Source organism: Neobacillus mesonae (assembly GCF_001636315.1).
In the GTDB taxonomy this organism is placed as follows: domain Bacteria; phylum Bacillota; class Bacilli; order Bacillales; family Cytobacillaceae; genus Neobacillus; species Neobacillus mesonae.
Map to the genome: position 1 here is coordinate 1,533,561 of NZ_KV440949.1, position 16,865 is coordinate 1,550,425.

Here is a 16,865-nt window from a genome sequence, read left to right on the forward strand (position 1 = left end):
ATGCTTCACTCTTTTTACAATGGGACAATTCCCATCGGATTAATCGCTGAATGAAATTGCCAGCGTCCTTTGTATAATTCAAAGTGGAGATGCTGACCTTGGGAATCACCGGTATTACCCATAATTCCAATTTGCTGGCCTTTTTTAACATGCTGCCCCGCACCGACCAAACGCGATCTCATGTGTGCGTAAACAGTCGTGTACATTTGCCCGTTAATGTTATGCAAAATATAAACTACATTTCCGTAGCTTGATGAATAGTGAGAAACATACACTTCTCCGTCAGCCGCAGCCACAATTGGAACCGTGCCGCCTTGTGCAATGTCAACACCCCAGTGGAATGTTCCCCAGCGGGCACCATAAGTGGAAGTGATGGCACCAGCAGCCGGTCTTGTGAAGCTGCCGCCGGAAACTGCCGGAGTTGATGCCACAGTACCACCACCGCCGCTTCCTGAGCTGGAACTTGATGATTGCTGCTGTCTCGCTTGAGCTGCCTTTTTGGCTTCAGCTGCCCTCTTAGCCTCGGCTGCCGCTCTTGCCTGGCGATCTTCCTCAGACTTAATAGAACGCTGAATTGCTGCCTCTTGTGCAGCAAGAATTCCTTCTTGTTCCTGTAAATTCATCGCATGCTCATGGGCTTCATTTTCTTGAACCTTCAATTTTGATAGCAATTTATTTTTCTCCGCCATCTGCACTTTTAGCTCTTGGCTCATCTTATTTAAGTCAGCCAGCATGGTCTCAAGACCAGCAAGATCCTTTTTCACTTTTTCCTGTTTTTTCTCAAGCTCAATTTTATCCGCTTCATGCTGCTTAAAGATTTCTTGGTCTGCCAAAACCAAAGTTGCTACCGCATTGGCCCGGTCGATAAAATCGTTGAAGCTTTGCGCCCCTAATAAAACATCAATGTAATTCACTGCACCGCCATTTTCCTGGTAACTGCGGGCACGTTCCTTCAAAAGCTCACTACGCTTTTTCATCCTGTCCAAAATTACCTTTATATCACCTTGAAGTTTATTAATCTCAGTTTTTGTGGCGTTAATTTTAGCCTTTTTGTCGTTAATTTTTTCAGTTGTATCACTAATGGCAAAATCAATTCGTTTCATCTCATCTTTTACATCTGATTGTTGTTTCTGGAGATTATTGATTTTATCATTTACTTTATTAATGTCTGATTTTACACCTGAGCGCTTATTCTGAATTTCACTTTGTTTCCCTTTCAATTCGGAGACTGATTCAGCTTCTGTTTTCGCTGCATATCCGCCAAATATCGTCCCGAATCCAACCGCTGCAGTCACGGCAAGCGTTAAAACTTTCTGTTTCATCCGACTTTTCCTCCCACTGCTATTTCTCTATGTATAGGTAAATCGTTCTTTATCTGTATACTGTTTAAATCTCTTTTACGGTGGTATAACAAATGACAAAATGAAATCAGGAAAGACTGTATGAACAGGCCCTTCCTGATAAACATCACACCTTCAAGAATTTTCTTACGGACATCAAGCTTCCCCATACACCAATTAAACCGCCCATTAGCAGAAGTATACCGGAAACCTGATACATAAATGGGTCAAACGGCAGGATTTTTATAAACGTGCCATTAAGCTTGGGGTTTATATAATCAAATGCGCGATAGTAGGCAATCGAAATTAAGATAATCGGCAAAATCGATCCTAATACACCGAGCCATAGTCCTTCAAGGAAAAATGGCCAGCGAATGAAGGAATTAGTTGCCCCTACTAACCTCATAATCTTAATTTCTCTTCGTCTAGCAATAATGGTAATTTTAATCGTGTTGGAGATTAGGAAAATCGCTGTGAAGAATAAACCGATAATCAGCACGATCCCCACATTTCGGCTGGCCTTAATAAATTTAAACAGCTTTTCCACTTTGTCCTGACCATATTTTACTTTTGCCACAAAATTAAGTTTTTCAATTTTGGAAGCAGCTTTCATCGTATCAGTAGGTTTTTTCGTTTTAACGATAAACACATCATTTAATGGATTGTCCTGTTCAAAAAGCTTAAACGCCTTTCCTTCCTCACCCATACTCTTTACCAGCTCTTTCAGCTCATCCTCCTTGGATGAGAACTGAATCGTCTTAACTTCCGGTATTGCCTGAATGGCTGACTTTAAAGTTTCCTGATCCTGCTTGTTTGCCGCAACATCAATGTGGACGCGGATCTGCACATCCTCTTCAACTGTCTGGGCTACTGTATTTAAGTTCATCATGATAACGAAAAAGACACCGACTAATATAAGCGTTACCGTTACGGCACTAACGGAGGCAAACGTCATCCAGCCGTTCCTGCCAAGACTTTTCATACTTTCGCGGGCGTGACGACCAATTGTACTAATTTTCATAACCGTAATCACCTCTTTGCTCATCACGAACAATTTTTCCGCCTTCAATCGCTATTACGCGGCGTTTCAATGTATTCACAATGTCTCTGTTATGCGTCGCCATTATAACTGTTGTTCCACGGTTATTAATCTCTTCAAAGATTTTCATAATTTCCCATGTTGTTTCAGGGTCAAGGTTACCGGTCGGCTCGTCCGCAATCACCACTTTCGGTGAGTTAACGATAGAGCGGGCAATAGAAACACGCTGCTGCTCCCCGCCGGAAAGTTCATTTGGCAGCATTCTTGCCTTATGCTTCAAACCGACAAGGTCAAGAACCTCCATGACTCTCTTTTTGATATACTTTTGCGATGCTTCAATTACCTCTAAGGCAAAAGCGACATTTTCATAGACTGTCAGAGTCGGAAGCAGCTTATAGTCTTGGAAAACCACCCCAATATTGCGGCGGTAAAGCGGCACTTTTTTCATTTTTAATTTTGCCAGGTTCACACCGTTCATTAAAATCGTGCCGGAAGTAGGTATTTCCTCACGGTACATCATTTTAACGAATGTCGATTTCCCGGCGCCGCTAGGACCAACGACATAGACAAATTCACCCTGGTTAATACGAACGTCAATCCCGTTGATGGCCGTTACGCCATTCCGGTATTTTTTATATACCTCTTGCATTTCAATCATAGTTATCACCCATATTATTATTGTTGAATAATGATTATTCGACAATTTTCATTTTTTATCTACAATCCATACCAAAATAACAAACATTGTGTGCACAATTTCGCATGGCTCTATTATAACATCAAAAATCGGCAAAAAAAGCTAAAATAATATTACAGTTTCGTTTCAAACAATACAAATCCTTACAATTCTCCCCATTAGCAGACTTATTTTTTTCACGTAGAGCGTTCATTTTGTCGAACTATTTTAAATGAATTTTCGACAAAAAAACACCCTGTCTTTTAATAGACAGAGTGTTTTTAGAAATCGAATTTTATTTTTTTTCTGACAGCCAAACAGCAACTTGTTCAGCATCATCACCCTTAACAATTCCTGGAGGCATCATACCTTTGTCACCAGATTTACCATTGTTAACGATATCTAAAATCTCATCTTTTGAGTATTTAGACCCAACTTTTGTTAAGTCTGGTCCAACTCCACCCTTTAAATCTCCACCATGGCAGCTCGAACATTTTTGATCGTATATTTTTGCTCCTCCAGCTGAGGCAGTATCTTTCCCTCCATCAGAGCTGTCAGAACCGCCGCCGCATGCAGCAAGTCCCATCACTAAAGCTGCTCCCATTATTACTGTTCCTAATTTTTTCTTCATTGCTACTCCCCCTAAGTGAAAATAGTGCCATCACTGCTTAATTATACCAGCATTATCCGCGTTTAAAACCCTCACCTAATACCTCCGCAGCGTCCATAACAACGACAAATGCAGACGGGTCAAGGCTTTTGACCAATTGTTTCAATTTTGTGAACTCGGTTTGGTCAACGACACACATTAATACCGGCCTTTCATGATCGGTAAATCCTCCAAAGGCTGAAAATTTTGTGACACCGCGGTCTATTTTCTTCAGGATCCCTTCGCGTACTTCTTCCTGCTTATCTGTGATGATCATCGCCATCTTTGACCGGCCGAAACCGATCTGTACTAAGTCAATCGTTTTGCTGGTAACATACAAGCCAATTAAGGCATACAGCGCTTTTTCAATGTCAAAAACAATGGCTGCTGTCAGGACGATTAATCCATCAATCATCACAATGCATCTTCCAAGTGTAAAACCAGTATATTTGTTGATAATTTGCGCTGCTAAATCTGTTCCGCCGGTTGAGGCATTGCCGCGAAACACTATTCCGAGTCCAAGGCCCACACCAATACCGCCGAATAAAGCGCCTAGCAAAGCATCATGTGTCCACGGCTCCCAGCTTTTTGTCAAAAACACCACAAACGGAAGAAAAATAGTCCCTGCCAACGTTTTCACTCCGTAGTGTTTTCCTAATAAAACCACTCCGGCGATAAATAATGGAATGTTAAACGCCCATTGTACATACGCCGGCTCCAGCCCAAGGACAGATTTCAAAATCGTACTAATGCCGCTGACCCCGCCGGATGCCACCTTATTCGGCAATAAAAATACATTAAATGATATCGCTATGATGGCTGAGCCCAGAAGAACCAATAAATAATCTGCTGCAATTCGTAATTTGGGGTTTGTTTCTGTTAGATGATTGATTCGATTCATGTGTAATTCCCCTCTAAAATGCTTTTAACCGCTACTGAGTATAGCATGGGTAAATAATGGTGTAAATGCCAATTAACTGCCGTGTTAAATCAGTAAATTTCTAATAGCATTTGCTATTAAAGGGGGTTTCATTAGGGTACATACAATAAAAGCCTTTGCCGAAACTCTGCCGGCAAAGGCTTTTATTTTGATTATGAAATTCTCGAACGCAGGTAAGCATTGATAAACTGATCAATGTCACCATCCATTACCGCTTGAACATTACCGGTCTCGGTGCCTGTACGGTGGTCTTTTACCATTGAATAAGGGTGGAATACGTAGGAGCGGATTTGGCTTCCCCAGCCGATTTCCTTTTGCTCACCACGAATTTCCGCAAGCGCCTTTTCCTTTTCTTCCAGTTCCCGTTGGTAGAGTTTCGCCTTTAACATTTTCATTGCATGTTCCCGGTTTTGAATCTGGGAACGCTCCGTTTGGCAGGAGACAACAATTCCTGTTGGTGTGTGCGTGATTCGAACTGCAGATTCCGTTTTATTGATATGCTGCCCGCCGGCACCGCTCGCACGGTACGTATCAATCCGCAAGTCTTCCGAACGAATCTCAATTTCAATATCGTCATTGAATTCAGGCATTACATCACAGGAGACGAATGAAGTATGACGACGCCCTGAAGAATCAAATGGGGAAATCCGCACAAGACGGTGAACACCTTTTTCTGCTTTCAAATAGCCATATGCATTATGACCATTGATGCCAAGCGTAACACTTTTGATTCCGGCTTCATCACCAGGCAGATAATCTAGGGTCACTACCTTAAACCCCTTACTCTCAGCCCAGCGTGTGTACATCCTGAGCAGCATCGAACCCCAATCCTGCGACTCCGTGCCGCCAGCACCCGGGTGAAGCTCTAAGATTGCATTATTTTTATCATATTCATCGCTTAAAAGAAGCTGTAATTCAAAATCATTTAAACGATTTGAGAGCTGCCCTAATTCTTCTTCAAGTTCTGACTGAAGTTCTTCATCAGCCTCTTCTTTAACGAGTTCATAGGTTAATTCAAGATTCTCAAATGTTTCATTGAGTTCATGAAATTCATTGACTTGGTCCTTTAAGCCATTCGCCTCGCTGATTACCTTTTGCGCTTCCTGCTGGTCATTCCAAAAATCAGGATGCAGCATAATATCGTCTAGCTCCGCAATTCTGGCTTCCTTATTTTCGAGGTCAAAGAGACCCCCTAAAGTCAGCTAATGTCACAGCCATTTTTTCAAGTGTATTACGAATTTCTGCTAGTTCCATGTTTTCCACCTCTATAATAAATGTACAATATTTTAATCGCAACATCCTTGTTCGTTCTTGTCCACCATATATTATAACGTGAAAATAGGGGGAAATTCAAAATTTAAAAAAACGAGGGAATTCCCTCGTTTTTTATTGACTAACCGGATTATCCAATTCAGAAGCACTCGGTTCTGCATTTGGTGTTTGATTAGTTATACTCGGAGCGTGGGCTGCTTCGATAAATGTTTTTGATTCTCCACCATGACATTGAGAACATACAAGATCTTTCCCTTGATGTTCAATTATTGTCTTATTAAACTTAGCAGTTCTCCCGTATAGGACAGTATTATTTTTAGTTTTGTGACATGCAAGGCAAAATTGGCGTTCAGCCGCCGCATTCCACCTTCCGCTTGTTTTTGAAAATTTACTTAGATTTTCATCTGGCTGAATATTCCCTAGGTCTTCCCTTAACATTTTTATGTTATTAGACCCATGTGTTTCATGACATTCTGCGCAGGGCAGCTGGCCTTTTAAGCGGCTGCCGCTATCTTTCGTTTTAATAATATTATGTCCGGATTGATTAGTGAAATTTTCGTTTGTGTAAAATTGAGCGATATTCTTATTCTTTGATTTATTGTGGCAGCTCAAACATAATGAAAAATCGTCAGCACCGCCTGCTGCTGTGCTTGCTTTTTTATAGGTATAAGGTTCAAAATGGATTCCATTTTGGTCTTTAACCTTGTAGCTTTGCAAACTGTTCGGGTTAGCAGGTGTCCCAGGTATATGCGGATTATGACAGCTCGTACATGCAGCAGCTTTTTCCAAATGATTCTGAGCATGTTTAAATTTTGAAGTATTATACTTATCAGCTTCTGGGATACCAGTACTGCTCAATGTACCGTCATGACAAGCCAAACAGAGATTATCTTCTTTAGCCCTTATGGTTCCTCCCTCAAGATTGGGATTTCCCCCATTATGAGTGCTATGACAATAGGCACAGGCATTCGTTACATTCGAATAGTTTCCATGAATATTAAAATCTAAAGACCTCTGATCGTCCGGGATGTCGGCAATATGTTCGCCGGTTCCTTGATTAAAATCCTTTACATCTTGATGATGGGCGCTGACAGTCGTAAATTTAAGGAATCTAGGAATAATATTAAACTCCAAATCATTTTTAAAATTTGGATTTAAGTAAACATCATAACTTGTTCCGGCAGTAAAAGTTTTTTCAGGTGTAAAGGTATATACATAAGCCGTAACGTCTTCATCTATTATTGTTTCCTTAATTCGTTTTTCTTTCCCTTCAACAGCTTCTCCAAAAACCGTTATCAAAGGTTGATTTTCAGGTATTGATCCGGTACTTCTAACTTCAATTAAAATTTGATAATTCAAAGGTACTCTAGTCATATCCTCAGCTGGCAGAAATCCTCTTGGAGCTTTTTTACCAGGGGTATATTGATCCGCCCTTCCTCGTGGTATAAGAAACATGTTTGCCATATAAGGTCTATTGCCTATTTTTTTGACAGTGAGCTGATTTCCCGTGGTTTCGTTAGAAGCAGGCTGGTCCATACTTGGATTTTCTTGATCAGGTTCACTTGTACCAGAATCAACAGTACCAGGCTGCTTTCCATCCATTTCCGCAGGATTGTCGCCTGCAGCAGTTGGTTGAGCAGAATCGGCTGTCCCATCGAGAGCCGCAGCAGTCGTTTGTGACTGCCCAACAGTAATTGTTTGTTCTGACTTATTACTAAAACCTTGTTGATCAGATACAAAAAATGTAATCTTATGAACCCCTTGACTGAAATCTTTTACATAAGTAAAATCAGCAAAATTTGCCTGGGGTGTTATCGTCAGCTTTCCATCCTCAGTAATATCAATAGGCTGCTCAGCATTCTTCGGCTGTTCAAATACCTTTACTATCAGTTCATTTGGCGGGGTTTGTTCATCGGAAATTATTCCTGTAAATTCAACCGTTGTAACTTCAAATAATGATCCCGCAGCTGGAGCCGTTACTGTGATTTCCGGTTCTCCAGATGCTGAAAAAACATGTGTTTCAGGAGAATACAAAAGGAAAGAACTTATAAAAAGACTCAATATGACAACGTATAAAACAAATTTCCGTTTGTAGTTCATCCTTTTCATGATATTCATCCTTTTCTCTTTACTCTCAACCTAGAAAAAATGTTTTATTTTATTATATCAACTGAATCATCATTAATTTTCTTCATTAGTTTAAGATTTTTGACAATTTTGCATCAATCTGGAATAATAAACAAGGCAGTAATAATTACTATTACTACCTTGTTAATTTACATTACAATTTTCATCGGCTAACTAATAGTGGGGCTATTGGTTAGCTTTTTATCTAATGTCAGATTTACCTTTAAATAGTTTAATAGGGTTGCCGTATCTGTCTACCCCATCAGTTAAGTATTTATCTTCAGGCTGCTGTGTATCGATCGCATGTGAAGATTGGTGACATGTCCAGCATACAGCCATGTTGGTATATTTCTTAAGTGATGATGTTTTCACGCCTTTACTGTTCACACTTACATCCTTCATATAAGCTTCAGCTTTTTCTTGAGTCCACCCACCATTTACATAATCAGCAATTGTTTTTCCTTGAGTATCTTTAAGCATTGTAATATCGGTACCATGTGCATAGTGACAGCTTGCACAGTTTCTTCCGGCAGAAGAACTATTTGTGGTATGTCCGTAATGGTTCGTATGGTTAGGAGCACCACTGCTGCCTAAGTAGTCATCATGGCAGGCACCACAGAATTTAGCATAGTTCACTTTGTCAGTGTTGCCTTTAGGGCCGACAGATGTTGTGATTTTTAACCCAGACATTGTCGAGCTGTTGTTGATATCTGCATAAGCAGGGTCTTCCTTCAATTCAAGATTAATAGACTTTGTTCCTTTTGTAACACCAGAATAGCTAACTCCAATGACAGATTCACTTAGTAACCTGTCATTAACAGATCCGTGTGGATTGTGACAGCTGGAGCATTCTAATTCACCAACAGATTTATTGGCATATGCCCCTGGAGCCGATCCAATCTGGATGCCTTTGCCAACATCATGCATTGAAGCACTTTCATGTGTACTGTTAAAAATACCAGCGCCAGATGCTGTTTTTACGTTATAGAAGCCCATTGTACCGTCATGGCAGGATAAACACATATCGGGCTCTGAATTTTGAAACTTAAGTAACGTTTCGTTACTGCCATTATGGGCGCTATGACAGTTTCCGCAGGAGTTCGTATTGTTTTGGAAATTGCCATGGGTCCTGTGTTGATTAGCATCACCATTATTATCAACAGTACCAACATTAATGCCAGGTGCTGGGTTGCTCGGCGTTGCCGTGAAACCTTCTGCGGAGGCCAACGCGGCAAACATACCAAGTAGAATAAGCGTTAACAGTGCAGAAAAACCAAGTTTAATCTTACTCATGTCTAAAAACCTCCCTAAAAAAATCTTTCTCTCTGTTTTTCTCTGTACCTTTTACGTCTTGTCAAAACGAAATTTCCTTCCTCCCGGGCCTCACCCCCTTAACGTCATACAAATGTTAATAGAATACTTGGATTCTTTTATTAACTGTATCCGTGACATAAATTGCCCCATTTTCATCTATAAACAGGCCGTTTGGCAAATAAAATTGACCATTATCAGTCCCCATTCCGCCTAATACTTCTGCCTCTTTTCCATCTTTGTCATAAACATAAATGTTATGGGACATATTGCTCACGATATAAACATTTCCTCTTGAATCAACACCAACACCTCTTGGATTTACAAAAATTGATTCACCTTTTCCATCCTGTGATCCATTAATAATTTTTAAAAACTTACCATCCTTATTGAAAACTTGAATTCTATTATTTCCTGAATCGGTAACATAAATCTGCCCTTCCTTGTCAACGGCGACGGCATTTGGTGCAATGAATTGTCCATTTCCGGTACCAGCCTTGCCAATTTCCATTGATTTTTTGCCGTCCATATCAAAAATAAACAATTTGTTTTCTTTAATATCCGTAACATATAGCTTTTCATCATAGATCCGCAAACCGCCGGGAGCTTTAAGAAGCTTGTCTTGATCCGGGAAATACTTGATAAACTTTCCATCCGTATCAAAAATTGAAATATTGCCGTTGTAGAGATCCGCTACGTAGATATTCCCGCTCTTATCACCGGAGATTCCGTACGGAAATTGCAATTCCCCTTTATCTGAACCAGCTTTACCAAACGTTGAAATATTATTACCTGACTGGTCAAATACTTGGACCTCTTGGTTATTTGTGTCTGTTGCGTAAATCAGGCTGCCAATTTTCGCAACATCCATCGGTTTATTCAAAGGCTTTTCGAAGTTTCCATAAAACGCCTGCCTAAACTCCGGTGTACCCCCCGCTGGATTAGCCGCAGCGACAATTGGTTTAATGGCAGGATCCAAATTTAAAAACGTAATGCCGGTAAAAAGAGCCGCCGTAAGGACAACAATGGTTCCCATCCATATATAAACAGATTTCTTTTTCACTCGTGGTCATCTCCTCTTAATGATCCTTGGATGCAATTTTCGTTAATGCTTCCGACGCAGGCTTATAAAGCGGATCATAGCTTAATGCCTTTTTGTAGAGTTCTTCGGCATCCTTTACTTTGCCTTGATCCTCCGCGACTTTTCCCATTTCAAAAATAATATCGGTATTTGCAGGCATTAATTTGTTCGCCTTTTCAAGAGATGCCAATGAATCTTTGTACATTTTCAGTTTTCGATAGATCATGCCTTCCAACAAATGGCCTTTATAATCTTTCGGCGCTAATTCTACCGCTTTTTTGGACTGTTTTAAGGCATCGTCATAGCGTTTTTGGTCGTTATAAACTAGTCCCAAATTGAAATAGCCGCCCACATTCTTTTTGTCTAAATCAATGGCAATCTGTAATTGTTTTACAGCTTCATCATTCCTTCCTTTTAAATGGTAGGAGTAACCGAGATTAATACGATTTTCTGGATTATTTGACTCCTTACTAACCATATCCTCGTAGTAAGCAATTTGTTCATCAAGTCTGCTTTGATTTTTATCCGTCCAGACGAATTTATCACATATAAAGTAGCCTCCAATCAAGCTGATTAACAATGTTCCGATAATCATCATTGTTGCTTGAAGTTTGGTAAAGTAATCTTTCTTCCTATTTATTCGTGACGGTTCATCTGTTTCGATTACAGGGATTTTTTTCGCCTCCATAAGTATCCACCTCTTTTTTCATCAGTTACCTATTGGGAAACCGCATGCATGTCTTTTAAATGATTAAGCCCCAACTATGAGCTTTAACATCTCAGCCAATGCCAATAACTTCCTGATCGATTATTTTTTATGACAAGATGTACATGTTTGTTTCACATGGCAGGTGTAACATCTTGCATCAGGTCGTTTGATAGTATCAACAGGGAACGGGTGCCCTTGGCGCCAATTATTCTGGTGTTTCATTTGGTGACAGGTTGCACAATTGATCGTGTTGTTACTGGATGTATTGGTTCGATTCGGGTCATGGCATGTATAGCATTTTTCCTGATTTTGATTTGCCAGTGTTCCATGGTTTCCTATAAACGAAACAGCGTGGCTGGCCGGCCGTTTCTTATGGCAATTTTGGCAAAACGTATTTTCCTTCGCATAGGTGTGCTCATTTTTATTTGACGTCTTCTGATCAGGGTTTAAATACTGATCCACAATCGATGTGTCTTCATACCCCTCAAGTGCCGCAGCAGACATATATTTATGGCAGGAATTACACTTTTCTAAATCATTTTTCGCGATAATTCCATGTGTTGTTTTAAAATCCGCTGTTTTATGACTTTTTGGAACCATTCCAGTTGCATGGCAGGCTTCACATTTTGTTGTGATTTTCCTCGCTATATGACAATCCATGCAGGTTTGCATCGACGGCAGAGTGAATTTCAAATCGGCCATAGCCGCTTGTCCCACCTTACTGTCCCATTTATCATAATCTGTTTTAAACGTCATGTTTCGATCGGCAATCTTACCATGGGCAACATTGTTATGACATTGTGTACATTTAATTTTTTTCTCTATATGCCGATCATGCGGAATGATCAAATCCCCGGATGCGGAAACCTGGCGTTTTGACATATCATGGCACTTCTCGCAGGCGCTATTCGGTATTTCTTTTGTCATGCGAATAATGGCTGCCGTCGTAATCGCTTCATTACGTATATTCTTTACAGCTCCATTAACTTGAGCCTTAGCTATCTGTTTGACCCCTGGATCCTTATGACAATTAACACAATCTACTTCGGCATGTGTTGAGGCCTTCCACGTATAATACTCAGGCTTCATCTCGTGACATGATGCACAGTACTTGGAGCTTGTGGCTGCTTCCTGCCCGAAGAACCCCAACGATAAAAAGACAATGAGAAAAAATAATGTTAAAGTCATAATTTTAAACAGCTTATATCGAATACGGGGAGGGGCCGACCGCTCGTGTTTGTGCTCTTTATCCATAAAAGCGTCCCTCCAGAGTTTGATTAGTTAGTTTTTACGTCGTTTTTAAATCCAGTTCTATGACAGTATTGGCAATAAACATCTGTTGGTGCTTTTGCATGGGTTGAGTCAGGTTTGGGCTTTTCTTGATCATGACAGACGAAGCATTGCACTTTTTGATCAGCTGTTTTCGCTTTGCCAGCATGTGCCGTCAGCCATTGATCACTGTCGCCATGACTATCAGGCCGGTCGGTGTGACAGGCGCTGCAGAACTTATTAATTCTAGATTCCTCTTTTGCCAATGCATAATTAGGTGTATATTTTTTCTTTTCATTTCCTAATTTCAAAATGGAAACAATGTCTTCTTTTGGAATATCACGTTTCCACTTAGAATCCTGGTGGCACTCCATACATTGATCCAACTTGGCAACAGCTGTTCCTCCATGATTGTTATTCCAATTTGCGGTTTGGTGGTTTTTAGGAATAGCCGTCGATTTATGACAAGTTTCGCAAGCCATCGAAATTTTGACATTCTTTTGCTGCTTGCCAATTGCCTGGAGAATCAGCTTTTGTGTTTGTTCATCGTGTTCGGCTAACCCTGCCTCTTCACTTTGGTTAGCAGCAGCTTCCGTCAACTCGGTCTTATCAGACACTTTTTTCGTATTCTCCTCCAGCTTTTTCTCCATCTCCTCTGGGTTTGGCGGCACGAGGTAAGCCACGTCTTTCCAAGGCTTTTCACCTTTATTTACCTTGTCATGGCAGTCAATACAACTTCCCATGTTTGGAGATAAGTATTTCTTCTCCATGATTTTTTCTGCTTTTTCTTTTGTATATTCACCACGAACCTCATCGGTATTAATCCCCCGGGCGGCCATTTTGGCATGGACGACCCCTGCGTGACATGAGATACATGGAACACCTTCTTCAAGATGGCCTTTATGGTTAACTTTTAAGTCCCCAGATGGTGTCACCAGTCGGTTCTTCGAGTGGCATTGTAAACAGTTTTCATCCGAAACTGCTTCGTCCTCTGTTTGGACAATTTGCTTCGGTACGCCGGTTACATGGTAATAAACCTCTTTCATCGATTTCATCTTGTGGGTCAGCATGTTGATGGCGCCAGGTTTTATATGACACTGCACACAGGTAATATTATTGTGGGCGCTGGCAGTAAACGTTGAATATTCCGGTGCCATTTCGTGACAGCTCGAACAGAATGCTGGCGAGTTCGTTAAAGCAATTGCCCCGTATCCGCCCGCACCGACAACAATTAGCGTAATCAGTGAAATAAACATCAATTTCCAGCGGGTAACCGGATCCTTCCAATCTATGTTTCTGACTTTTTGCCAGAGTCTTTTGATTATGCCCGCTTTTTTTCTTTCTTCTCTTGATTCGGGATCGGTCTCTTTATTTTTGTTTTTTCCCCAAAAAGCCACTATCCTCACCCTTCCCATAATGATTGGATTCTCTATTTATTTTCCATTGATACCTCTCTAAAGGTAGTATCTAACAATATGCAGGTATAATCCAATGTACAATTTGTGAATATTTTTTCATATATTAAAGGTTTCGTTTTTCTCTAAAAACAACATATAAATGTTGTTTTGAAAGGGTTTGTTTAGCACTATTGCAATAGTATTAAGTTTGGAGTTTTATGAATAATTATTTTAAAATGTAAATATTTATGCGATGTCATTCTCTTTTTTAAAAGACTTTCACTCTATGAATACGAATTCGACATAAAACGTCACAAACCCGTCAATTTTGACAAAAACATGACAAAAAAACTTTATTACACCCACTGATAAAATTTCCTTGACTGCCAACATTGTTGTCACTGTTGCCTTTAAAATGGTAAGATATAAAAGGAAAAGTATCGCTAGATTTGACTGGATTTTCAAAAAATAATTGCTTTTTTAAGTAAAAAAGGAGCGTTCTTCAAATATGGGGATTTTAAATAAAGTCTTTGATCTGAACAAGCGCGAGTTAAAACGGTTGGACAAGCTCGCTAATAAAATTGACGCACTTGCTGCAGAAACCGAAAGACTCAGCGACGAACAGCTTCGTGAAAAAACAGAAGAGTTCAAAGCCCGTTACCAAAAAGGGGAAACACTTGATGATTTGCTTGTAGAAGCTTTTGCAGTTGTCCGTGAAGGTGCCCGCCGCGTGCTCGGTCTTTATCCATACCACGTTCAACTGATGGGGGGGATTTCCCTTCACGAGGGGAATATTTCCGAGATGAAAACCGGGGAAGGTAAAACATTAACCGCCACTATGCCGGTTTATTTAAACGCACTGTCTGGAAAAGGCGTACACGTTGTAACCGTCAACGAATACTTGGCAAGCCGCGATGCTACCGAGATGGGACAGCTGTATGAATTTTTAGGCTTAACTGTCGGCTTAAACTTGAACAGCATGGATAAGGATGAAAAGCAGGCTGCCTATGCCGCTGATATCACATACGGTACCAATAACGAATTCGGCTTCGATTATTTGCGCGATAACATGGTTCTTTATAAAGAGCAGAAGGTCCAACGCCCGCTTTTCTTTGCGGTTATTGACGAGGTTGACTCCATCTTAATCGACGAAGCGCGGACTCCGCTGATCATCTCTGGCTCGGCGCAAAAGTCTACTGTTCTATACATTCAAGCCAATGCCTTCGTCCGCACCCTTTCAAAGGACGTTGACTATTCATATGATGAAAAAACAAAAGCCGTTATGCTGACGGAAGAAGGAATCAGCAAGGCTGAAAAGGCTTTTGGCATTGAAAACTTATTTGATATTTCGCATGTTACTTTAAATCACCATATTAACCAGGCATTAAAAGCCAATGTCACGATGCATCTGGATGTTGATTACGTCGTGCAGGAAGGTGAGATTGTCATCGTTGACCAGTTCACCGGCCGCTTAATGAAGGGACGCCGCTACTCAGAAGGCTTGCACCAAGCAATCGAGGCGAAAGAAGGCGTCGAAATTCAAAACGAAAGCATGACCATGGCGACGATTACGTTCCAAAACTACTTCCGGATGTATGAAAAATTATCTGGTATGACTGGTACGGCGAAAACGGAAGAAGAGGAATTCCGCAACATTTATAATATGAACGTTATCGTTATTCCAACAAATCGCCCAATTGCCCGTGACGACCGTGCGGATTTAATTTACGCTTCCATGGATGGCAAGTTCCGTGCCGTTGTTGAAGATATTGCTGAGCGTTATCAAAAGGGACAGCCTGTTCTGGTTGGTACAGTTGCGATTGAAACATCAGAACTTGTTTCCAAAATGCTGTTGAAAAAAGGCGTACGCCACAATGTCTTGAACGCAAAAAATCATGCTCGAGAAGCAGAAATTATTGCGGAAGCCGGACAGCAGGGTGCGGTAACCATCGCCACTAACATGGCCGGTCGTGGTACCGATATCAAGCTTGGTGAGGGTGTACGTGAACTAGGCGGCCTTGCCGTAATTGGGACCGAGCGTCACGAAAGCCGACGCATCGATAACCAGCTGCGTGGACGTTCCGGTCGTCAAGGGGACCCTGGTGTGACTCAGTTCTATCTTTCAATGGAAGATGAGCTCATGCGCCGATTCGGTTCTGATAATATGAAAAACATGATGACCAAACTCGGTATGGATGATACTCAGCCGATTCAAAGTAAAATGGTGTCTCGTGCCGTTGAATCAGCACAAAAACGCGTTGAGGGTAACAACTTTGATGCCCGTAAACAGTTGCTGCAGTACGATGACGTGCTTCGCCAGCAGCGCGAAATCATTTACAAACAGCGTGATGAAGTATTGGAATCAGAAAATCTTCGTGACATTGTTCAAAACATGATTTTACGTTCCATCGAGCGTCATGTTAACGTCCTAGCACCAGCCCATGCAGATGAGGAAGAATGGAACCTGCAAGGCATTGTAGATTACGTTCATGCTAACCTGCTGCCTGAGGGTGATATCACGTTAGAGGACTTAAATGGAAAAGATTCTGAAGAAATGATTGAGATCATTTTTGCAAAAGCGAAAGAACGCTATGCGGAAAAAGAAGAAATTCTCGATCCTGAGCAAATGCGTGAATTCGAAAAAGTGGTTACCCTTCGTGCCGTCGACTCGAAGTGGATTGACCACATTGATGCAATGGATCAGCTTCGCCAAGGAATTCATTTACGCGCCTATGGTCAAACCGATCCGCTTCGTGAATACCAGCATGAAGGCTTCGCGATGTTTGAAGCAATGATCGAGTCTGTTGAAGACGAAACGGCAATGTACATTATGAAAGCGGAAATCCGCAATAATCTCGAGCGGCAAGAGGTTGCTCAAGGTCATGCTGTGAATCCGAAAGAAGACGGCGAAACGGTTAAGAAGAAGCCGAAAGTCAACAAGGAAACTATCGGCCGAAATGATCCATGCCCTTGCGGAAGCGGCAAGAAATATAAAAACTGCCATGGAGCAGCGATATAAGTTTTGATTTTTGAGCACTGGCGATTGGGCTGGTGC

13 protein-coding genes are annotated in these 16,865 nt (G+C 41.1%); 1 reads left to right on the top strand and 12 read right to left on the bottom strand.

Features of this window, described 5'->3' with window-relative positions; genetic code table 11:
• Positions 1–14: 14 nt before the first annotated feature.
• The 12 genes from A6749_RS07675 to A6749_RS07730 form a co-directional block, all read right to left on the bottom strand.
• Complete coding sequence (locus A6749_RS07675; protein WP_066387441.1) at positions 15–1,322, bottom strand: murein hydrolase activator EnvC family protein; 1,308 nt, start codon at positions 1,320–1,322, stop codon at positions 15–17.
• A 145-nt stretch (positions 1,323–1,467) separates the two neighbouring features.
• The gene (gene ftsX / locus A6749_RS07680; protein ID WP_066387443.1) at positions 1,468–2,361 is read right to left on the bottom strand and encodes a permease-like cell division protein FtsX; all 894 of its coding nucleotides are present in this window, start codon (positions 2,359–2,361) and stop codon (positions 1,468–1,470) included.
• Positions 2,351–3,037 carry a cell division ATP-binding protein FtsE gene (ftsE, locus tag A6749_RS07685; protein ID WP_066387446.1) on the bottom strand — a complete coding sequence of 229 codons (687 nt, stop codon included), beginning with the start codon at positions 3,035–3,037 and terminating at the stop codon, positions 2,351–2,353. Before ftsE ends, ftsX begins: the two co-directional genes overlap by 11 nt.
• Positions 3,038–3,350: 313 nt before the next feature.
• Positions 3,351–3,686 carry a cytochrome c551 gene (gene cccB, locus A6749_RS07690; RefSeq protein ID WP_066387450.1) on the bottom strand — a complete coding sequence of 112 codons (336 nt, stop codon included), beginning with the start codon at positions 3,684–3,686 and terminating at the stop codon, positions 3,351–3,353.
• A 52-nt stretch (positions 3,687–3,738) separates the two neighbouring features.
• Entirely contained in the window at positions 3,739–4,605 is an 867-nt protein-coding gene (locus A6749_RS07695; RefSeq protein ID WP_066387453.1) for a YitT family protein, read from the bottom strand.
• 191 nt (positions 4,606–4,796) lie between these two features.
• Positions 4,797–5,898, bottom strand: a protein-coding gene (gene prfB, locus A6749_RS07700; RefSeq protein ID WP_153043010.1) for a peptide chain release factor 2 whose coding sequence is annotated in 2 segments (ribosomal slippage) — positions 4,797–5,825 and positions 5,827–5,898 — 1,101 coding nt in all. Because the reading frame shifts where the segments join, the coding sequence is not laid out codon by codon here.
• A 132-nt stretch (positions 5,899–6,030) separates the two neighbouring features.
• Positions 6,031–8,025, bottom strand: a complete 1,995-nt coding sequence (locus A6749_RS07705) for a cytochrome c3 family protein (RefSeq protein WP_066387461.1) — start codon at positions 8,023–8,025, stop codon at positions 6,031–6,033.
• Positions 8,026–8,244: 219 nt separating this feature from the next.
• Complete coding sequence (locus tag A6749_RS07710) at positions 8,245–9,336, bottom strand: cytochrome c3 family protein (protein ID WP_066387466.1); 1,092 nt, start codon at positions 9,334–9,336, stop codon at positions 8,245–8,247.
• Between the two features lie 115 nt (positions 9,337–9,451).
• Positions 9,452–10,417 carry a 6-bladed beta-propeller gene (locus tag A6749_RS07715; RefSeq protein WP_066387469.1) on the bottom strand — a complete coding sequence of 322 codons (966 nt, stop codon included), beginning with the start codon at positions 10,415–10,417 and terminating at the stop codon, positions 9,452–9,454.
• A gap of 16 nt (positions 10,418–10,433) precedes the next feature.
• Complete coding sequence (locus A6749_RS07720) at positions 10,434–11,123, bottom strand: tetratricopeptide repeat protein (protein WP_066387470.1); 690 nt, start codon at positions 11,121–11,123, stop codon at positions 10,434–10,436.
• Positions 11,124–11,243: 120 nt separating this feature from the next.
• Positions 11,244–12,398, bottom strand: a complete 1,155-nt coding sequence (locus tag A6749_RS07725) for a NapC/NirT family cytochrome c (protein WP_066387472.1) — start codon at positions 12,396–12,398, stop codon at positions 11,244–11,246.
• 23 nt (positions 12,399–12,421) lie between these two features.
• Positions 12,422–13,810 (bottom strand): NapC/NirT family cytochrome c, encoded by a 1,389-nt coding sequence (locus A6749_RS07730; protein WP_066387474.1) that lies wholly within the window; start codon positions 13,808–13,810, stop codon positions 12,422–12,424.
• 508 nt (positions 13,811–14,318) lie between these two features.
• Here A6749_RS07730 and secA point away from each other — a divergent pair.
• On the top strand, positions 14,319–16,829 hold the full coding sequence (secA, locus tag A6749_RS07735; RefSeq protein WP_066387477.1) for a preprotein translocase subunit SecA: 2,511 nt from the start codon (positions 14,319–14,321) through the stop codon (positions 16,827–16,829).
• Positions 16,830–16,865 lie beyond the last annotated feature (36 nt).